15 protein-coding genes are annotated in these 19,538 nt (G+C 55.7%); 9 read left to right on the top strand and 6 right to left on the bottom strand.

All coding sequences use genetic code 11. The annotated features are described in order from the left end of the window. Positions 1 to 17: 17 nt before the first annotated feature. The 3 genes from xylH to xylF all read right to left on the bottom strand — a co-directional run bounded on the left by xylH (position 18) and on the right by xylF (position 3,783). Positions 18 to 1,199: a xylose ABC transporter permease XylH gene (xylH, locus tag ACOTX7_RS17510; RefSeq protein ID WP_221256635.1), complete on the bottom strand. Its 1,182-nt coding sequence runs from the start codon at positions 1,197 to 1,199 to the stop codon at positions 18 to 20. Further along, on the bottom strand, positions 1,177 to 2,718 hold the full coding sequence (locus ACOTX7_RS17505) for a xylose ABC transporter ATP-binding protein (protein ID WP_221256634.1): 1,542 nt from the start codon (positions 2,716 to 2,718) through the stop codon (positions 1,177 to 1,179). Before ACOTX7_RS17505 ends, xylH begins: the two co-directional genes overlap by 23 nt. A gap of 72 nt (positions 2,719 to 2,790) precedes the next feature. Next, positions 2,791 to 3,783: a D-xylose ABC transporter substrate-binding protein gene (gene xylF, locus ACOTX7_RS17500; RefSeq protein WP_006808602.1), complete on the bottom strand. Its 993-nt coding sequence runs from the start codon at positions 3,781 to 3,783 to the stop codon at positions 2,791 to 2,793. A gap of 370 nt (positions 3,784 to 4,153) precedes the next feature. Between xylF and xylA the strand changes: the two genes are divergently transcribed. After that, the gene (xylA, locus tag ACOTX7_RS17495) at positions 4,154 to 5,476 is read left to right on the top strand and encodes a xylose isomerase (RefSeq protein WP_026080557.1); all 1,323 of its coding nucleotides are present in this window, start codon (positions 4,154 to 4,156) and stop codon (positions 5,474 to 5,476) included. A gap of 60 nt (positions 5,477 to 5,536) precedes the next feature. Continuing rightward, positions 5,537 to 6,991 carry a xylulokinase gene (xylB, locus tag ACOTX7_RS17490; RefSeq protein WP_221256633.1) on the top strand — a complete coding sequence of 485 codons (1,455 nt, stop codon included), beginning with the start codon at positions 5,537 to 5,539 and terminating at the stop codon, positions 6,989 to 6,991. Positions 6,992 to 7,043: 52 nt separating this feature from the next. Here xylB and ACOTX7_RS17485 read toward each other — a convergent pair whose 3' ends face one another. Further along, entirely contained in the window at positions 7,044 to 8,039 is a 996-nt protein-coding gene (locus ACOTX7_RS17485; RefSeq protein ID WP_221256632.1) for an acyltransferase, read from the bottom strand. 184 nt (positions 8,040 to 8,223) lie between these two features. On the opposite strand from ACOTX7_RS17485, the gene ACOTX7_RS17480 reads away from it, so the two are divergent. The 3 genes from ACOTX7_RS17480 to glyS all read left to right on the top strand — a co-directional run bounded on the left by ACOTX7_RS17480 (position 8,224) and on the right by glyS (position 11,680). After that, positions 8,224 to 8,529 (top strand): YsaB family lipoprotein, encoded by a 306-nt coding sequence (locus ACOTX7_RS17480; protein ID WP_006808597.1) that lies wholly within the window; start codon positions 8,224 to 8,226, stop codon positions 8,527 to 8,529. Between the two features lie 160 nt (positions 8,530 to 8,689). Continuing rightward, positions 8,690 to 9,601: a glycine--tRNA ligase subunit alpha gene (gene glyQ / locus ACOTX7_RS17475; protein WP_003860141.1), complete on the top strand. Its 912-nt coding sequence runs from the start codon at positions 8,690 to 8,692 to the stop codon at positions 9,599 to 9,601. Positions 9,602 to 9,610: 9 nt separating this feature from the next. Further along, positions 9,611 to 11,680 carry a glycine--tRNA ligase subunit beta gene (glyS, locus tag ACOTX7_RS17470; RefSeq protein WP_221256630.1) on the top strand — a complete coding sequence of 690 codons (2,070 nt, stop codon included), beginning with the start codon at positions 9,611 to 9,613 and terminating at the stop codon, positions 11,678 to 11,680. Positions 11,681 to 11,882: 202 nt separating this feature from the next. On the opposite strand, the gene fadA is transcribed toward glyS, so the two are convergent. Both fadA and fadB read right to left on the bottom strand, forming a co-directional pair. Then, on the bottom strand, positions 11,883 to 13,046 hold the full coding sequence (gene fadA / locus ACOTX7_RS17465; protein WP_006808595.1) for an acetyl-CoA C-acyltransferase FadA: 1,164 nt from the start codon (positions 13,044 to 13,046) through the stop codon (positions 11,883 to 11,885). A gap of 9 nt (positions 13,047 to 13,055) precedes the next feature. Further along, positions 13,056 to 15,245, bottom strand: coding sequence for a fatty acid oxidation complex subunit alpha FadB (gene fadB / locus ACOTX7_RS17460; protein WP_221256629.1), 2,190 nt, complete (start codon positions 15,243 to 15,245; stop codon positions 13,056 to 13,058). Between the two features lie 190 nt (positions 15,246 to 15,435). On the opposite strand from fadB, the gene pepQ reads away from it, so the two are divergent. The 4 genes from pepQ to hemG are packed head-to-tail and all read left to right on the top strand — an operon-like array spanning position 15,436 to position 19,431. Beyond that, positions 15,436 to 16,767, top strand: coding sequence for a Xaa-Pro dipeptidase (gene pepQ, locus ACOTX7_RS17455; RefSeq protein ID WP_032673451.1), 1,332 nt, complete (start codon positions 15,436 to 15,438; stop codon positions 16,765 to 16,767). Beyond that, positions 16,767 to 17,381 (top strand): IMPACT family protein, encoded by a 615-nt coding sequence (locus tag ACOTX7_RS17450; RefSeq protein ID WP_006808592.1) that lies wholly within the window; start codon positions 16,767 to 16,769, stop codon positions 17,379 to 17,381. The genes pepQ and ACOTX7_RS17450 overlap by 1 nt, the downstream gene beginning before the upstream one ends. A gap of 42 nt (positions 17,382 to 17,423) precedes the next feature. After that, positions 17,424 to 18,875, top strand: a complete 1,452-nt coding sequence (gene trkH / locus ACOTX7_RS17445) for a Trk system potassium transporter TrkH (protein ID WP_006808591.1) — start codon at positions 17,424 to 17,426, stop codon at positions 18,873 to 18,875. A gap of 10 nt (positions 18,876 to 18,885) precedes the next feature. After that, positions 18,886 to 19,431 carry a menaquinone-dependent protoporphyrinogen IX dehydrogenase gene (gene hemG / locus ACOTX7_RS17440; protein WP_032673450.1) on the top strand — a complete coding sequence of 182 codons (546 nt, stop codon included), beginning with the start codon at positions 18,886 to 18,888 and terminating at the stop codon, positions 19,429 to 19,431. Positions 19,432 to 19,538 lie beyond the last annotated feature (107 nt).

Raw genomic sequence — 19,538 nt, 5'->3', positions numbered from 1 at the left:
TAGTCACGATACTGTTATCAGGCGCGCCGCTTGGTGGCAGAGTCCATCCAGACTGCCAGCAAAAGAATGGCACCCTTGACGATATACTGCCAAAACGTCGGCACGTCCATCATACTCATCCCGTTATCCAGCGAAGCCATAATAAATGCGCCCATCACTGCACCCGCCACGCTGCCAATGCCCCCGGCGAGGCTGGTCCCGCCAATCACGCAGGCGGCGATGGCGTCCAGTTCGGCAATGTTACCGGCGGAGGGGGAGCCTGCCCCCAGACGCGAGCTGAGGATCAGCCCCGCGATGGCCACCATCAGACCGTTGATGGCAAAGACGGCGAGTTTCGTTCGCTCGACGTTGATCCCGGATAAACGTGCGGCCTCCAGGTTGCCGCCGATGGCATAAATACGGCGGCCAAAAGCGGTACGTGTGGCCATAAACATCCCACCTAACAGCAGCAGGGCCAGCAGCAGAACGGGCGTTGGGACGCCGCGATAATCGTTTAGCAGCCAGATGGCGCCCAGCACAATCACGGCGATAAGCGCCTGACGACCGACAACCGAGGTTGAAGCAGGTGAGGCCAGACCCAGCGCCTGGCGACGCATACGCCCCCGCCATTGCCACGCCACAAACGCCATCAGCCCAACCACGCCGATCGTAAAACCAACGCCATCAGAGAGGTAGCTTTGGCCAATCTGGGACATAGAGGCGCTGGTAGGGGAGACGGTGGTGCCGTTGGTGATCCCAATCAGAATACCGCGGAAGGCCAGCATCCCCGCTAAGGTGACGATAAACGACGGAACTTTCCGGTAGGCTACCCACCAGCCATTCCACGCCCCCAGCAGCAGACCCAGTACCAGCGTGACCGCAATTGTCAGCGGCAGCGGCCAGCCGAGCCAGACGTCAAAAATTGCCGCCACGCCGCCGAGGAGACCCATCATCGACCCTACCGACAGGTCAATTTCCGCTGAGATAATCACGAAGACCATCCCCACTGCCAGGATGCCGGTGATGGCGGTCTGACGCAGCAGGTTAGAGACGTTGCGGGCGCTCAAATAGGAGCCATCGGTCATCCATGTAAAGAACAACATGATGACGATAATGGCGGCTATCATCACAAAAACTTGCAGATTCAGCGATTTAAGTCCTGCGAACGCACCGGGCGTCGGAACAGCGACTTTGATATCAGACGGGTTGCTTTTCGACATGGCGTTCGCTCCTTAAGGCAGCTTCCATCACCTGCTCTTGCGTCAGGTTCTGGTTGTTCAGGTTGGCTTTGAGTTTCCCTTCATGCATAACCAGCACGCGGTCGCTCAGGCCCAGCACTTCAGGCAATTCGGACGAGATAACAATGACGGCAATGCCTTGCTGCACAAGCTGGTTGATCAGCTTGTAGATTTCATACTTCGCGCCGATATCGATCCCGCGGGTGGGTTCGTCCAGAATTAAAATGCGCGGATTAAGCAGCAGGCAGCGCGCCAGAATCGCTTTTTGCTGGTTGCCGCCGCTCAGGCGTCCTATCGCCAGCTCCGGCGAGGATGTTTTTACCTTGAGTCTGGCAAGGGACTGAAGAATACACTGCTGCTCTGCGGCATCATCCAGGCTGCTCAGCGCACCGGAAAAATGACTGAGCGCCGCCAGCGTGATATTTTTTCCTACCGCCATTACCGGCACGATACCGTCTTTTTTGCGGTCTTCTGGCACCATGGCAATGCCTTTGGCAATGGCCTGCTGGCAGTTGTCGATTTTTACCGGCTGACCGTCGATATAAATTTTGCCTTCCCAGCGCCCCGGCCAGACCCCAAAGAGACACTGTACGGCCTCGGTTCTTCCGGCCCCCACTAAACCGGCAATGCCGAGAATTTCGCCGCGGTGCAGTGAGAAAGAGAGGTTATCCACGCGCTTGATATGGCGGTTAACGGGGTGCCACGCCGTCAGGTTTTCTACGCGCAGGAGTTCTTCGCCAATCGCGTGCGGTTCGCTGGGGTACAGCGCGGTGAGTTCACGGCCCACCATCATGGTGATGATGTCATCCTCGCTCATGCCTTCTGCTTCACGCGTACCGATGTGCTGCCCGTCGCGGATGACACAGATGGTGTCAGAAATGGCTTTGACCTCATTGAGCTTGTGCGAAATATAGATGCAGGCGATGCCGTGGTTTTGCAGGTCGCGGATGATATTGAGCAGAACGGCCGTTTCCTGTTCGGTGAGTGAAGCGGTTGGCTCGTCGAGGATCAGCAGGCGTACCTGTTTGTTCAGCGCCTTGGCGATCTCCACCAGCTGCTGCTGGCCCAAACCTAAGTCGCCGACGCGCGTATCCGGTGAGATAGCCAGGCTCACCTGAGCCAGCAGTTTTTCGCAGCGCAGCGTCATGGTGTCGTAATCCAGCACGCCGTGGCGTGAGAGTTCGGCCCCGAGGAAGATATTTTCCAGCACGGTGAGGTGCTTCACCAGCGCCAGCTCCTGGTGAATGATCGCGATGCCTTTACGCTCGGTATCACGAATGTGCGTGGCCTGGAGCACCTCTCCGGCAAAGACGATTTCGCCCTCGTAGCTGCCGTGCGGGTAGATCCCACACAACACTTTCATCAGGGTGGATTTTCCCGAGCCATTTTCGCCGCACAGCGACATCACTTCGCCGGGATTCAGCCGCAGGCTCACGTTGTCGACCGCTTTCACCGCCCCGAAGGCTTTGGTGATGCTTTTCATTTCAAGTAAATAAGACATAACTGCTCCGCATAGCCCGACAGATGAACAGGGCAGAACGATGCGCCCCTGCCGGGCAGGGGCTGCGCTGGATTACAGTTCACTCTTCTTATGGAAACCGTCTTTCACCACCGTGGCGTCAATATTCTCTTTGTTGACTTCGATAGGGGTAAGCAGGCGAGCAGGTACGTCTTTCAGGCCATTATTTAACGTCGCGTCTGCTTTAGGTTGTTGACCATTGCCCAGCTCAACGGCAATTTCAGCGGCCGTATTGGCAAGCTCGGTAATGGGCTTATAGACCGTCATGGTCTGAGTCCCCGCGATAATGCGTTTGACACCCGCAAGGTCGGCGTCCTGACCGGAAATAGCGACTTTTCCGGCCAGACCCTGCGCGCTAAGCGCCTGAATGGCGCCACCCGCAGTAGCATCGTTAGAGGCCACCACCGCATCGATTTTGTTGTTATTTGCGGTCAACGCGTTTTCCATAATTTTCAGCGCGTTTTCCGGTAACCAGCCATCAGCCCATTGGTCGCCGACGACTTTAATTTTGCCCTCGTCGATATACGGCTTCAGCACTTTCATTTGCCCCTGGCGGAACAGCTTGGCGTTGTTATCCACAGGCGAGCCGCCCATCAGGAAATAATTCCCTTGAGGCACTTTTGCGACCAGGCTTTTAGCCTGTAATTCACCCACCTTTTCATTGTCGAAGGAAATATAATAATCAATATCCGCATTATTAATCATGCGGTCATAAGCCAGGACTTTTATGCCTTCCTGTTTTGCTTCTTTCACCACGTTGCTTAATACCTGGCCGTTATACGGGATAATGACCAGCACATCGACGCCACGGTTGATCATATTCTCGATTTGCGACATTTGCGTCTCTTCGTTGCCGTTAGCGGATTGCACGAACACCTCCGCGCCGAGAGATTCCGCTTTTTTAACAAAGATATCGCGATCTTTTTGCCAGCGCTCCAGGCGCAGGTCATCGATTGCCATGCCAATTTTGACCTCTTTGGCGTGACCGGCAAAGCTTGCAAGCAGGAGAGTGGTGCAGAGCGTTAGGGTCAGGTTCTTTATCTTCATAATTATTAGGCCTTTTGTAGGGGTATGTGTCGCTGAGATAAAAGAAACATTCACTGCTGAGACGCAGCAAATTTTTAACGTGGAAAGTCCTGCTGGCAATTACAGATTTTTATCTTCTCATTACGATATTTGGTTTATTTCTGAATTTATGACCGCGATCGGATTTTAAAAAGCGTAACCTATTAATTACATTTGATTCTGGAATGCGCGCCGAAAAATAGTTTGTCTGCACATTATTTTGCGAGCCAGCGCACAATTGCGCATTCTCTCAATAGCAGTGTGAAATAACGTAATTGAGCAACCCCCAATGTCTATTCACTATTACTCCAGAAGCAAGACCACGCCGCATACCCTGATTATGGAGCTCAATATGCAAGCTTATTTCGACCAACTCGATCGCGTTCGTTTCGAAGGCACGAAAACGACCAATCCTTTAGCATTTCGTCACTACAACCCGGATGAGCTGGTGCTGGGTAAGCGCATGGAAGATCACTTGCGCTTTGCCGCCTGCTACTGGCACACCTTCTGCTGGAACGGTGCCGATATGTTCGGCGTGGGCTCTTTTGACCGTCCATGGCAGCAGCCGGGCGAGGCCATCGAGCTGGCGAAGCGTAAAGCCGACGTCGCGTTCGAGTTCTTCCATAAACTGAACGTGCCGTACTACTGTTTCCACGATGTGGACGTGTCGCCGGAAGGGGCATCGCTGAAAGAGTATCTGAACAATTTCGCGCAGATGGTCGACGTACTGGCTGAAAAACAGCAGCAAAGCGGCGTCAAGCTGCTCTGGGGTACGGCTAACTGCTTTACCAACCCTCGCTATGGCGCGGGCGCGGCAACCAACCCGGACCCGGAAGTCTTCAGCTGGGCGGCAACCCAGGTTGTGACCGCAATGAACGCCACGCATCAGCTGGGCGGTGAGAACTATGTGCTCTGGGGCGGTCGTGAAGGCTATGAAACGCTGCTGAATACCGATCTGCGCCAGGAGCGTGAGCAGATTGGCCGTTTTATGCAGATGGTGGTGGACCACAAACACAAAATCGGCTTCCGCGGTACGCTGCTGATTGAGCCAAAACCACAGGAGCCAACCAAGCATCAGTATGATTATGATGTCGCCACCGTGTATGGCTTCCTGAAGCAGTTTGGTCTGGAAAAAGAGATCAAAGTGAACATTGAGGCTAACCACGCCACCCTGGCGGGCCACTCATTCCATCACGAAATTGCCTCTGCGATTGCGCTGGGCATCTTTGGTTCGGTGGATGCGAACCGCGGCGATCCGCAGCTGGGCTGGGATACCGACCAGTTCCCGAACAGCGTCGAAGAAAATGCACTGGTGATGTACGAAATCATCAAAGCGGGTGGTTTCACCACCGGCGGCCTGAACTTCGATGCCAAAGTACGTCGCCAGAGCACCGACAAATACGATCTGTTCTATGGTCATATTGGCGCGATGGACACCATGGCGCTGGCGCTGAAAGTGGCGGCCCGTATGATTGAAGACGGCGAGCTGGATAAGCGCGTGGCGAAGCGCTACAGCGGCTGGAACAGTGAGCTGGGCCAGCAAATTTTGAAAGGTCAGTTATCCCTTGCGGAGATCGCGAAGTACGCTGAACAGCATCAGCTGGCGCCGCAGCACCAGAGCGGCCATCAGGAGTTGCTGGAAAACCTGGTCAATCACTACCTGTTCGATAAATAACAGCATCCAGGCCCGGTAAGCGCAGCGCCACCGGGCATTTCTGTTAAAGGAGTCACCACAATGTACATCGGGATCGATCTTGGCACGTCGGGGGTGAAAGCCATCCTGTTAAGCGAGCAGGGCGATGTGTTAGCCACGCAGACTGAAAAGTTGCAGGTTTCACGTCCGCATCCGCTTTGGTCGGAACAAGATCCGGAGCAGTGGTGGCAGGCGACGGACCGCGCGATGAAAGCCTTAGGCGAGCAGCACAGCCTGCGCGACGTGAAAGCGCTGGGTATTGCCGGGCAAATGCATGGCGCAACGTTGCTGGATAGCCAGCATCGTGTTCTGCGCCCGGCTATTCTCTGGAACGATGGCCGCTGTGCAGAAGAGTGTGCGATCCTTGAAGAGCGTGTGCCCACGTCCCGCGAGATTACGGGCAACCTGATGATGCCCGGTTTTACCGCGCCAAAACTGCTGTGGGTGCAGCGCCATGAGCCCGAAATTTTCCGTCAGGTAGCGAAGGTTCTGTTGCCTAAAGACTACCTGCGTTTTCGCATGACGGGGGATTTTGCCAGCGACATGTCTGACGCCGCGGGCACGATGTGGCTTGACGTGGCGAAACGGGACTGGAGCGAGGCGATGCTGGATGCCTGCCAACTGACGCGCGACCATATGCCTGCGCTGTTTGAAGGCAGTGAAATCACGGGCGCTTTGCAGCCTTCCATTGCTGAACGCTGGAATATGCCAGCCGTACCTGTTGTCGCTGGCGGCGGCGATAATGCGGCGGGGGCGGTCGGCGTAGGCATGGTCGAGGCTGGGCAGGCCATGCTCTCGCTCGGCACCTCCGGCGTCTATTTTGCCGTCAGTGACGGCTATCGTAGTAACCCTGAAAGCGCAGTACACAGCTTCTGCCACGCGTTGCCGGGTAAATGGCATTTGATGTCGGTGATGCTGAGTGCGGCTTCCTGCCTCGACTGGGCGGCAAAGCTTACCGGAATGGCGGACGTCCCGGCGCTTATCGCAGCGGCACAGCAGGCGGATGATAATGCCGGTGCGGTCTGGTTTTTACCGTACCTTTCCGGCGAGCGGACGCCGCATAACAACCCGGAAGCGAAAGGGGTATTCTTCGGTCTTACTCATCAGCATGGCCCGGCAGAGCTGGCGCGCGCGGTGCTTGAAGGCGTTGGCTATGCTCTGGCGGACGGAATGGATGTCGTGCATGACTGTGGACTGACGCCATCCAGCATTACGTTAATTGGCGGCGGTGCGCGAAGCAGCTACTGGCGGCAAATGCTTTCCGATATTAGCGGGTTGCAGCTGGACTATCGTACCGGGGGGGATGTCGGCCCGGCGCTCGGTGCGGCACGGCTGGCGCAAATTGCGCTGAACCCGGATAAACCACTGCACCTGCTTTTGCCCCAGTTGCCGCTTGAACAGGAGCATCGTCCTGATGCGAGAAATCATGCTCGCTACGCCGAAAGACGAGACGTGTTCCGCAAAATCTATCAGCAGCTTTTGCCGCTAATGTCATAAACAGGAGCCGGGTGGCGCTAACGCTTACCCGGCCTACCAGCCTTCAACCGGGTTAGCTCACAAACCTGCGCGTATCGATTCTTTGCAGCAACATTGACAGCAGCAGGCTGACAACCAGCGTAACGGTAAATATCCAGACAATATCCAGCACCGGCCAGCTTTTAAGCTCAACGCCGCGGGTGCGCAGGGCGTGGATCACCAGCGCGTGTAAACCGTAAATGCCCAACGAGTGGCGAGAGATAAACCCCAGCACCGGAAGCGGGCGGGCATTAAGGGTGTTTTTAACCAGCGTCAGCAGAGAAATCGCGCAGATAAAGACCATTGGGCCGCAGTACAGATACCAGGTATCGGCAAAGTTGCCGCGCCATTGCAGTTCGTGCAGCGTCCCGCGAGAGATAATAAACACACCGGCGATAAATGCTGCCGCACAAAGCCAGTTTACTCCTCGCTTTTGCGTCTCCATCATGCCGATGGCGCGCCCCAGCATGCCGTACAGCACGTAATAAAACGTATCGCCGTTGATATAGAGGTTAACGGGCAGCCATTCAAAGCCGTCAATTTTTTGCGAGACGGTATTCGGATTGGCCACGATCCCGATAATCACCATCAGCGCCAGCAGCATTTTACCGCTGACGTTTTTAACCTGAATTAACGGTGACACCAGATAAATAACGATTATCGCGAAGAAAAACCACAGATGATAGAACACCGGTTTTTGCAACAAATTGAGCAGGGAACGTTCAGCGTTAATTGAAGTGAACAGGACGATATAGAGCAGCGAAATGGCGCTGTAAAACACCAGACAGGAGACAATACGGATGAAATGTCTCGGCTGTGCGCTACGCTCGCCAAAAAAGAGAAAACCGGAAATCATAAAGAACAGTGGGACGCTCACGCGGGAGGCCGAGTTCAGAATATTGGCGACATCCCAGTTAACAGGGCTGATACTGTGCGCGTTCGTGACATACCAGGTCGTTGTGTGGATCATTACCACCATCAGACAGGCTATTCCCCGCAGGTTATCAATCCAGTTAATTTTTGACTGCATCAGTTCCTCTGTATTCCTGATAAAGAAAGTGTGACTGCGATTGTGTAAAACTTTTCCCTTGGAAAATTCTGAGTTTAGCCAGGCTAACTTGTAGGGAGCAGGCGAGATTCGCAGAATGACGGACTTTAATCTATAAACGTGTTGCTACTAAAAATAACAGCCACTGACCAGGGCGGTAATAAAAATGATGATGAAGCGTGGGGCGTCACTCTTTCTGCTGCTCTTATTAACAGGATGCACTGCTTCTGAGGAGATGCCTGCCCAAAAAGCGCAGCAGGGGAAAATGAGCCCGGAGCGTTCCCTGAATATGGAACAGCTGTGCAGGGATCAGGCCGCTCACCGCTATAATTCCGAAGCACAGAAAATTCATATAAACGGCTTCGAGCGCTTTCAGGGCAGCTATGAGCTGAAAGGCTATACGGCACGTAAAGAGGGCTTTGTCTGTTCATTTGATGCAGACGGCCAGTTTTTACATCTCTCAATGCGTTAAATTGCTCGTATAAGCAGCAACCAGAGCCTTCGCAGGTTCTGGCTGTAGGGCTTATTCCCCAATTTTCCCTAAACAACCCCGTTTCGTACTGTATATCTTGCAGCCAGCGGGTATACTGATCCCTTCCATTTAAAACCACACGTATCCAGCACGAAATACTATGCAAAAGTTTGATACCAAGACCTTCCAGGGCCTGATCCTGACCTTACAGGATTACTGGGCTCGTCAGGGCTGCACCATTGTTCAACCTTTGGACATGGAAGTTGGCGCAGGCACCTCACACCCGATGACCAGCCTGCGCGCGTTAGGGCCAGAGCCAATGGCGACCGCCTATGTGCAGCCATCCCGTCGTCCGACCGATGGCCGTTACGGCGAAAACCCGAACCGTTTGCAGCACTACTATCAGTTCCAGGTGGTGATTAAGCCATCACCCGACAACATTCAGGAACTGTACCTCGGGTCACTGAAAGAGCTGGGTATGGATCCGACCATTCACGACATTCGTTTCGTGGAAGATAACTGGGAAAACCCAACGCTGGGTGCCTGGGGTCTGGGTTGGGAAGTGTGGCTGAACGGCATGGAAGTGACCCAGTTCACTTACTTCCAGCAGGTTGGCGGTCTGGAGTGTAAGCCGATCACCGGTGAAATCACCTACGGTCTGGAACGTCTGGCCATGTACATTCAGGGCGTAGACAGCGTTTACGACCTGGTCTGGAGCGACGGCCCGCTGGGTAAAACCACCTACGGCGACGTGTTCCATCAGAACGAAGTGGAGCAATCCACCTATAACTTCGAATACGCGGACGTGGACTTCCTGTTCACCTGCTTCGAGCAGTACGAGAAAGAGGCCCAGCAGCTGCTGGCGCTGGAGACTCCGCTGCCGCTGCCTGCCTACGAGCGTATTCTGAAGGCTGCCCACAGCTTCAACCTGCTGGATGCCCGCAAAGCCATCTCCGTGACTGAACGTCAGCGCTACATTCTGCGTATTCGTACCCTGACCAAAGCCGTTGCAGAAGCTTACTACGCGTCCCGTGAAGCCCTTGGCTTCCCGATGTGCAACCGAAACAAATAAGAGGCGGCCATGTCTGAGAAAACTTTCCTGGTGGAAATTGGCACCGAAGAGCTGCCACCAAAAGCCCTGCGCAGCCTGGCTGAATCTTTCGCTGCGAACGTCACTGCCGAGCTGGATAACGCTGGCCTGGCACACGGTAAAATTGAGTGGTTTGCTGCCCCGCGTCGTCTGGCGCTGAAAGTGGCAAACCTGGCGGCGTCCCAGCCGGATCGTGAAGTTGAAAAACGTGGCCCGGCGATTGCCCAGGCGTTCGACGCGGAAGGCAAGCCGAGCAAAGCGGCAGAAGGCTGGGCGCGCGGCTGCGGTATCACCGTTGACCAAGCCGAGCGTCTGACCACCGACAAAGGTGAATGGCTGCTGTATCGTGCCCATGTGAAAGGCGAAAGTGCAGAAGCGCTGCTGCCAGATATGATCGCGACCTCGCTGGCTAAGCTGCCCATTCCTAAGCTGATGCGCTGGGGCGCGTCCGACGTACACTTTGTGCGTCCGGTTCACACCGTGACCCTGCTGCTGGGCGATACCGTTATCCCGGCGACCATTCTGGGCGTGGCGTCCGACCGCGTGATCCGCGGCCATCGCTTTATGGGCGAGCCGGAGTTCACCATCGACAATGCTGACCAGTACCCGCAGATCCTGCTGGAGCGCGGCAAGGTCATTGCTGACTACGAACAGCGTAAAGCCAAAATCAAAGCGGACGCAGAAGACGCGGCGCGCAAAATTGGCGGCAACGCTGACCTGAGCGACAGCCTGCTGGAAGAGGTGACTTCTCTGGTGGAATGGCCGGTTGTGTTGACCGCGAAATTCGAAGAGAAATTCCTGGCCGTTCCGGCAGAAGCGCTGGTGTACACCATGAAGGGTGACCAGAAGTACTTCCCGGTTTACGCCAACGACGGCAAGCTGCAGCCAAACTTCATCTTCGTGGCGAACATCGAATCGAAAGATCCGAGCCAGATTATCTCCGGTAACGAGAAAGTGGTGCGTCCGCGTCTGGCGGATGCCGAGTTCTTCTTCAATACCGACCGTAAAAAACGTCTGGAAGATAACCTGCCGCGTCTTCAAACCGTACTGTTCCAGCAGCAGCTGGGTACGCTGCGCGACAAGACCGACCGTATCGCGGAACTGTCCGGCTGGATTGCCCGTGAAATTGGCGCCGACGTTAACCATGCCACCCGCGCGGGTCTGCTCTCCAAGTGCGACCTGATGACCAACATGGTGTTCGAATTTACCGACACCCAGGGCGTAATGGGTATGCACTACGCGCGTCACGACGGCGAAGCGGAAGATGTGGCGGTAGCCCTGAACGAGCAGTATCAGCCGCGCTTTGCCGGTGACGATCTGCCGTCCAACCCGGTGGCCTGCGCCGTGGCGATTGCCGATAAGATGGACACCCTGGCGGGTATCTTCGGTATCGGTCAGCATCCGAAAGGCGACAAAGACCCGTTCGCGCTGCGTCGTGCTGCGCTGGGCGTGCTGCGAATCATCGTAGAGAAGAACCTGAATCTCGATCTGCAAACGCTGACCGAAGAAGCGGTGCGTCTGTACGGCGACAAGCTGACTAACGCGAAGGTTGTGGACGATGTGATCGACTTTATGCTCGGTCGTTTCCGCGCGTGGTATCAGGACGAAGGTTATTCCGTTGATACCATTCAGGCGGTGCTGGCGCGTCGTCCAACTCGTCCGGCAGATTTCGATGCGCGTATGAAAGCGGTATCCCACTTCCGTACGCTGGAAGCGGCGTCTGCGCTGGCCGCGGCCAACAAGCGTGTATCCAACATCCTCGCAAAATCCGACGAGACGCTCAACGAGCGCGTAAACGCTGCGACGCTGAAAGAGCCGGAAGAGATTTCCCTGGCGATGCAGGTTGTGGTGCTGCGCGACAAGCTCGAGCCGTACTTTGCGGAAGGGCGCTACCAGGAAGCGCTGGTAGAGCTGGCGGAGCTGCGTGACGTCATCGACGCCTTCTTCGAGAAGGTGATGGTGAACGTGGAAGATAAAGAGCTGCGTATTAACCGTCTCTCGATGCTTGAGAAACTGCGTGAGCTGTTCCTGCGTGTGGCGGATATTTCGCTGCTGCAATAACGTAAAAAACCCGCCCCTGACAGGCGGGAAGAACGGCAACTAAACTGTCTCTCTTCGCCAATGGCGCCATAACTGCGTTGGCTGCGCTCGTTCACCCGAATCACTTACTAATGTAAGCTCATCGGGATTCGCTCGCTTGCCGCCTTGTTCTGACGTCATTGGCTTTGAGATACTTTTCCTTATTTACACTCTCTCAATTAATTTAAACCCTCTCAAACACCGTCGCGATCCCCTGACCCAACCCGATACACATCGTTGCCAGCCCGAACTGGGCATCTTTGCGTTCCATCAGGTTAATCAGCGTGGTACTGATGCGCGCCCCGGAGCAGCCCAGCGGGTGACCGAGGGCGATCGCGCCGCCGTTGAGGTTAATCTTCTCGTCGATCTGATCCATCAGTCCCAGATCTTTAATGCACGGCAGGATCTGCGCGGCAAAGGCTTCGTTCATCTCGAACAGGTCGATATCACTGGCGCTCAGCCCCGCTTTTTTCAGCGCCAGTTTTGACGCCGGAACCGGGCCGTAACCCATGATGGAAGGATCGCAGCCCACGACCGCCATCGAACGCACGCGAGCGCGTGGCGTCAGGCCTAATTCGCGGGCGCGGCTTTCGCTCATCACCAGCATCGCGGCGGCACCGTCGGACAGAGCAGACGAGGTGCCCGCCGTTACCGTGCCGGTGACCGGATCAAACGCCGGACGCAGGGTAGAAAGCGCTTCGACCGTGGTTTCAGGGCGGATAACTTCGTCGTAGCTGAACTGCTTCAGTACGCCGTCTGCATCGTGACCGCCAGTTGGGATGATCTCATTCTTAAAGGCACCAGACTGCGTGGCGGCCCAGGCGCGGGCATGCGAACGCGCGGCAAAGGTATCCTGCATCTCACGGCTGATGCCGTGCAGACGGGAGAGCATCTCGGCGGTCAGGCCCATCATACCGGCGGCTTTCGCCACGTTGCGGCTCATGCCCGGGTGGAAATCGACCCCGTGGCTCATCGGCACATGGCCCATGTGCTCCACGCCGCCCACCAGGCAGGCCTGCGCATCGCCGGTCATGATCATGCGGGCTGCGTCGTGCAGCGCCTGCATCGACGAACCGCACAGGCGGTTGACGGTGACCGCCGGAACCGAATGCGGGATCTCCGCCAGCAGGGACGCGTTACGGGCGATGTTGAAGCCCTGCTCCAGCGTCTGCTGGACGCAGCCCCAGTAAATATCATCCAGCGCAGCGGGATCCAGCGCCGGGTTACGCGCCAGCAGGCTACGCATCAGGTGCGCAGAGAGATCTTCCGCTCGCACGTTACGGAACGCGCCGCCTTTTGAACGGCCCATTGGGGTGCGAATCGCATCAACAATGACAACCTTTTCCATTGTGACTCCTTAAGCCGTTTTCAGCGCGCCAACCGGACGGGCTGGCTCAACTGCGGGATAGTAGGGTTCGTTATGGCGCGCTTTGTTGCGCAGACCTTCCGGCACCTCATAAAGCGGGCCGAGGTGCTGATATTGCTGAGCCATATCGAGATAGCGGGCGCTGCCAAGCGTATCCAGCCAGCGGAACGCGCCGCCGTGGAACGGAGGGAAGCCCAGGCCGTACACCAGCGCCATATCCGCTTCTGCCGGGCTGGCGATAATACCCTCTTCGAGGCAGCGCACCACTTCGTTGATCATTGGAATCATCATCCGGGCGATGATCTCGTCGTCGGTGAAGTCGCGTTTCGGCTGACTGACGTCGGCCAGCAGACCATCCACCGCCGGATCTTCTTCTTTCTTCGGTTTACCTTTGCTGTCTTCTTTATAGCGCCAGAAGCCCAGACCGTTTTTCTGCCCGAAGCGGTTGGCGTCGAACAGCGCATCAATGGCGTCGCGATAATCTTTCTGCATCCGCTGCGGGAAGCCCGCCGCCATCACCGCCTGCGCGTGATGGGCCGTATCGATGCCGACAACGTCCAGCAGATACGCCGGGCCCATCGGCCAGCCGAACTGTTTTTCCATCACTTTGTCGATTTTGCGGAAGTCCGCACCGTCGCGCAGCAGCTGGCTGAAACCAGCGAAGTACGGGAACAGCACGCGGTTAACGAAGAAGCCCGGGCAGTCGTTAACAACGATCGGTGTTTTGCCCATCTTGCTCGCCCACGCCACCACTTTGGCGATGGTTTCGTCGGAGGTTTTTTCCCCGCGAATGACTTCAACCAGCGGCATGCGGTGCACCGGGTTAAAGAAGTGCATCCCGCAGAAGTTTTCCGGGCGCTTCAGTACGCTCGCCAGTTCGCTGATAGGAATGGTGGAGGTATTGGAGGCCAGCACGGTTTCCGGACGCACCTTGTCTTCGGTTTCGGCCAGCACCGTTTTTTTCACTTTCGGGTTCTCAACGACCGCTTCAACCACCACGTCCACACGGTCGAAACCGCTGTATTCCAGCACTGGCTGAATGGTTGAGATCACGCCGGAGAGTTTCAGACCGTCAATTTTGCCGCGCTCAAGCTGTTTATTCAGCAGCTTGGCCGCTTCGGTCATGCCCAGCGTCAGGGATTTCTCATTGATGTCTTTCATCACCACCGGCACGCCTTTCCAGGCCGACTGGTAAGCGATGCCGCCACCCATGATACCGGCACCAAGTACCGCCGCGTGTTTTGGCGTCTCAACGTTTTTGGTCAGCTGTTTGGCTTTGCCCTTCACGAACTGATCGTTGAGGAAGATGCCAACCAGCGCGCGGGCTTCGTTGGTGTGCGCCAGCGGAACAAAGCTCTGGTTTTCCAGCTTCAGGGCTTCATCACGGCCCAGACGGGCTGCCGCTTCAATGGTTTTCACCGCTGTGATCGGCGCCGGGTAGTGTTTACCCGCCGTCTGCATCACCATGCCTTTGGCGATGGTGAAGCTCATGGTGGCTTCAATTTTGCTGAGCTTTAACGGCTCCAGCTTCGGCTGACGTTTGGCTTTCCAGTCGAGATCGCCGTTAATCGCCTGACGCAGAATGGCAACAGCGCCTTCAACAAGTTTCTCAGGTTTGACGACGCCGTCCACCAGGCCAATTTTCTGCGCCTGGTCAGCTCCCACATCTTTACCTGCGGCAATGATTTCCAGCGCGCTATCGGCACCCAGCATACGCGGCATACGCACCGAGCCGCCAAAGCCCGGCATAATGCCCAGTTTGGTTTCCGGCAGACCGATGCGCAGATCCGGCGTCGCCAGACGATAATCGGTTGCGAGTACGCACTCACAGCCGCCGCCCAGCGCATAGCCATTTACGGCAGAGATCGTTGGAACAGGCAGATCTTCCAGACGATTAAAGACGCTGTTGGCGAAGTGCAGCCACTGGCTTAGCTGTTCTTCGGGTACCAGGAACAGCGACAGGAATTCGGTGATATCCGCGCCAACGATAAAGGCCGCTTTGTTGGAGCGCAGCAGCAGCCCTTTCAAATCTGATTGCTTTTCAAGTACATCCAGCGCCTGGCCAAGACTGGCCACCGTCGCGGTATCAAGCTTGTTCACTGAGCCGGGGGCATCGAACACCAGTTCGGCAATGCCATCTTCCAGCCAGTCTACGTACAGGGTGTCGCCTTTGTAGAGCATGTCGGTCTCCTGAATCCAGCAATTGGATCTGGTCATACCAGATGAGACGGAGTGTGGAATTTATGTTAATAAAATGCAAATTAGTCATTAAGAAATTGCTGCGCTGATCACGGTCGGTGGAAATCACGCAGCCGGAGTGAGGTGTGCTAAGATGCGATGACTTGAGGTCAAAAAAACGAAAGGAAGAATGATGGACTCACTGGCTTCGCTTTATAAAAATCATATCGTTACCCTACAGGAACGTACCCGCGATGTACTGGCCCGCTTCAAGCTGGATGCCCTGCTGATCCACTCCGGCGAGCTGATGAATACTTTTCTTGATGACCATGCTTATCCCTTCAAGGTTAACCCGCAGTTTAAAGCCTGGGTGCCTGTCACGCAGGTTCCAAATTGCTGGCTGCTGGTGGATGGCGTGAACAAGCCGAAACTGTGGTTCTACCTGCCGGTCGATTACTGGCACAACGTGGAACCGCTGCCGACCTCATTCTGGACCGAAGAAATTGACGTGATTGCGCTGCCAAAAGCGGACGGCATTGGCAGCCAGCTGCCAGCGGCGCGCGGCAACATCGGCTACATTGGTCCGGCTCCTGAGCGTGCGCTGGGTCTGGATATTCCGGCAGATAAACTCAACCCGAAAGGCGTACTGGATTATCTGCACTACTATCGCGCCTACAAGACGGACTATGAACTTTACTGCATGCGTGAAGCGCAAAAAACGGCGGTGAATGGTCACCGTGCGGCGCATGAAGCGTTCCAGTCCGGCATGAGCGAGTTCGATATTAATCAGGCCTACCTGACGGCGACCGGCCACCGCGATACCGATGTGCCGTACAGCAACATCGTGGCGCTGAATGAGCATGCCTCTGTTCTGCACTACACCAAACTGGATCATCAGGTTCCGGCTGAGATGCGCAGCTTCCTGCTGGATGCAGGCGCAGAGTACAACGGCTACGCGGCAGACCTGACCCGTACCTGGGCGGCGAATGCAGACACCGATTTTGCGCAATTAATTAAAGATGTGAACGATGAACAGCTGGCGCTGATTGGCACCATGAAGGCCGGAACCAGCTACGTGGATTATCACATCCAGTTCCATCAGCGCATCGCTAAACTGCTGCGTAAGCACCAGATTGTCAAAGACATGAGCGAAGAAGCGATGGTTGAGAACGATCTGACCGGGCCATTTATGCCGCACGGTATCGGTCACCCGCTGGGTCTACAGGTTCATGACGTTGCGGGCTTTATGCAGGATGATACCGGTACGCACCTGGCGGCACCGTCTAAATATCCTTATCTGCGCTGCACCCGCGTTCTGGCGCCGCGTATGGTATTGACCATTGAGCCGGGCATCTATTTTATTGAATCCCTGCTGGCGCCGTGGCGTGAAGGGCAATTCAGCAAGCACTTCAACTGGGAGAAAATTGAAGCGCTGAAGCCGTTTGGCGGCATTCGTATCGAGGATAACGTGGTTATCCATGAAAACAGCATCGAGAACATGACGCGAGATCTGAAGCTGGCCTGATGGAAAGCTGGCTGATACCGGCTGAGCCGGTCACCTTTGTTGAGGAAATCAAGAAAAGCCGCTTTATCACGCTGTTGGCGCATACCGACGGCGTGGAGGCGGCGAAGGCGTTCGTCGAGTCCGTCCGCGCGCAGCATCCTGACGCACGTCACCACTGCGTGGCGTGGGTCGCAGGGCCGCCAGACGACTCACAGCAGCTCGGGTTTTCTGATGACGGTGAACCGGCGGGCACGGCCGGTAAACCCATGCTCTCCCAGTTGATGGGCAGCGGCGTGGGTGAAATCACCGCCGTCGTTGTTCGCTACTATGGGGGCATTTTGTTAGGCACCGGAGGTCTGGTTAAAGCCTACGGTGGAGGTGTCCAGCAGGCGCTTAATCAGCTGATAACGACCCGCAAAACGCCACTTACCGAATATACTTTGTTATGCGATTACGCCCAGCTTTCGGGTATCGAAGCACTGCTTAAACAGTTTAACGGTGTCATCGCACACAGTGATTATCAGGCAATGGTGCAATTACGCGTGGCGCTTCCTCAGGCGGAACTGGCTGCTTTTTCAGCAAAACTCGCTGATTTTAGTCGCGGTTCATTGCAATTACTGCCGATTGAAGAATAATCCCCAACCTCACAATATTGAATACCTAAGGAAGCGGCAGAGATGCATTTTCGTGCCATTACCCGAATCGTTGGATTGCTGGTCATACTTTTCTCCGGGACGATGATCATTCCCGGACTGGTGGCGCTCATCTACCGGGACGGCGCGGGGCGTGCATTTACGCAAACCTTTTTTGTCGCGCTGACGATTGGCTCCCTGCTGTGGTGGCCAAACCGTCGTGAGAAAGGTGAACTGAAATCCCGGGAGGGTTTTCTGATTGTGGTCCTGTTCTGGACGGTACTGGGAAGCGTGGGTGCGCTGCCGTTTATCTTCTCTGAACAACCGAATCTCACCGTCACGGATGCGTTTTTTGAATCGTTCTCCGGATTAACGACCACCGGGGCCACCACGCTTGTAGGGCTGGATTCGCTCCCACATGCGATTCTCTTTTACCGGCAAATGCTCCAGTGGTTCGGCGGGATGGGGATCATCGTCCTGGCGGTGGCTATTCTGCCGATTCTGGGCGTCGGGGGGATGCAGCTTTACCGGGCAGAGATGCCCGGCCCGTTGAAAGATAACAAGATGCGCCCGCGTATTGCGGAAACGGCGAAAACCCTGTGGCTGATTTATGTCCTGCTGACGGTGGCCTGCGCGCTGGCGCTGTGGTTTGCCGGGATGCCTGCGTTTGATGCTATCGGACACAGCTTTGCGACTATCGCTATCGGCGGGTTCTCCACCCACGATGCCAGCGTTGGTTACTTCGACAGCCCGACAATCAATACCATCATTGCCATCTTCCTGCTGATCTCAGGCTGTAACTACGGTCTACACTTCTCGTTGCTTAGCGGACGTAGCCTGAAGGTGTACTGGCGCGATCCGGAATTCCGGATGTTTATTGGTGTCCAGCTGACCCTGGTGGTTATCTGCACCCTGGTCCTGTGGTTCCATGACGTCTATAACTCGGCGGTCACGACCCTGAACCAGGCCTTCTTCCAGGTGGTATCGATGGCGACAACCGCCGGTTTTACCACGGACAGTATTGCGCGTTGGCCGCTGTTCCTGCCGGTGCTGCTGTTGTGCTCTGCGTTTATCGGCGGGTGCGCCGGGTCGACGGGCGGCGGTCTGAAGGTAATCCGCATTCTGCTGCTGTTCAAGCAGGGGAACCGTGAGCTGAAACGTCTGGTCCACCCGAATGCGGTTTACAGTATCAAGCTGGGGAACCGTGCGCTGCCGGAACGTATCCTCGAAGCGGTATGGGGATTCTTCTCCGCTTATGCGCTGGTTTTTATTGTCAGTATGCTGGCGATTATCGCCACGGGCGTGGATGATTTCTCTGCCTTCGCCTCTGTGGTGGCAACGTTAAACAACCTGGGACCGGGGCTGGGCGTCGTGGCGGATAACTTTGCCAGTATGAACCCGGTGGCGAAGTGGATCTTAATCGCCAATATGTTGTTTGGGCGTCTTGAGGTCTTTACGTTGCTGGTGCTGTTTACCCCAACATTCTGGCGTGAGTAAGGAGACATTGGTGAAAACGTTAATTCTTTTCTCAACGCGTGACGGGCAAACGCGTGAGATTGCTTCATATCTGGCTTCTGAACTCACAGAGCTGGGCATTTATTCTGATGTGGTGAACCTGAATCGCACAGAGCAGATTGCCTGGCAGGATTACGACCGCGTGGTGATTGGCGCGTCGATTCGTTATGGCCATTTCCATCCTGCGCTGGATCGCTTTGTGAAAAAGCATACGGCGGAGCTCGCTAAGCTGCCTGGCGCGTTTTACTCGGTCAACCTGGTTGCCCGTAAAGCGGAGAAGCGTACCCCGCAGACCAACAGCTATACGCGCAAGTTTTTGCTAAGTTCGCCATGGCAGCCCGATATTTGTTCTGTTTTTGCTGGCGCGCTGCGTTACCCGCGTTACCGCTGGTATGACCGCTTTATGATCCGCCTGATCATGAAGATGACGGGCGGGGAAACGGATACGCGTAAAGAGGTGGTTTATACCGACTGGGCACAGGTCGCCAGTTTTGCCCGTGAAATTGCGCGTTTAACGGACGATTCGCGGGTTAAATAAGCGTTGAGTTTGAAAAGTGAGCGAACAAAAAGTTTTTTGTATTTAGTGCTTGTCACTTCAGAAGAACTCCCTATAATGCGCCTCCACTGACACGGAACAACGGCACG

The sequence above is a fragment of the Enterobacter cloacae complex sp. IR5418 genome (assembly GCF_049238105.1).
GTDB classification, from domain to species: Bacteria; Pseudomonadota; Gammaproteobacteria; order Enterobacterales; family Enterobacteriaceae; genus Enterobacter; species Enterobacter hormaechei.
Note: the sequence above shows the minus strand (reverse complement) of the source record. Positions and strands in the feature narration are given on the sequence as shown.

What these genes read in the sequence shown, in the direction of transcription:
- xylH (WP_221256635.1), bottom strand. Translation starts at nt 1,199, where the DNA reads ATGTCGAAAAGCAACCCGTCTGATATCAAAGTCGCTGTTCCGACGCCC.
- ACOTX7_RS17505 (WP_221256634.1), bottom strand. Translation starts at nt 2,718, where the DNA reads ATGTCTTATTTACTTGAAATGAAAAGCATCACCAAAGCCTTCGGGGCG.
- xylF (WP_006808602.1), bottom strand. Translation starts at nt 3,783, where the DNA reads ATGAAGATAAAGAACCTGACCCTAACGCTCTGCACCACTCTCCTGCTT.
- xylA (WP_026080557.1), top strand. Translation starts at nt 4,154, where the DNA reads ATGCAAGCTTATTTCGACCAACTCGATCGCGTTCGTTTCGAAGGCACG.
- xylB (WP_221256633.1), top strand. Translation starts at nt 5,537, where the DNA reads ATGTACATCGGGATCGATCTTGGCACGTCGGGGGTGAAAGCCATCCTG.
- ACOTX7_RS17485 (WP_221256632.1), bottom strand. Translation starts at nt 8,039, where the DNA reads ATGCAGTCAAAAATTAACTGGATTGATAACCTGCGGGGAATAGCCTGT.
- ACOTX7_RS17480 (WP_006808597.1), top strand. Translation starts at nt 8,224, where the DNA reads ATGATGATGAAGCGTGGGGCGTCACTCTTTCTGCTGCTCTTATTAACA.
- glyQ (WP_003860141.1), top strand. Translation starts at nt 8,690, where the DNA reads ATGCAAAAGTTTGATACCAAGACCTTCCAGGGCCTGATCCTGACCTTA.
- glyS (WP_221256630.1), top strand. Translation starts at nt 9,611, where the DNA reads ATGTCTGAGAAAACTTTCCTGGTGGAAATTGGCACCGAAGAGCTGCCA.
- fadA (WP_006808595.1), bottom strand. Translation starts at nt 13,046, where the DNA reads ATGGAAAAGGTTGTCATTGTTGATGCGATTCGCACCCCAATGGGCCGT.
- fadB (WP_221256629.1), bottom strand. Translation starts at nt 15,245, where the DNA reads ATGCTCTACAAAGGCGACACCCTGTACGTAGACTGGCTGGAAGATGGC.
- pepQ (WP_032673451.1), top strand. Translation starts at nt 15,436, where the DNA reads ATGGACTCACTGGCTTCGCTTTATAAAAATCATATCGTTACCCTACAG.
- ACOTX7_RS17450 (WP_006808592.1), top strand. Translation starts at nt 16,767, where the DNA reads ATGGAAAGCTGGCTGATACCGGCTGAGCCGGTCACCTTTGTTGAGGAA.
- trkH (WP_006808591.1), top strand. Translation starts at nt 17,424, where the DNA reads ATGCATTTTCGTGCCATTACCCGAATCGTTGGATTGCTGGTCATACTT.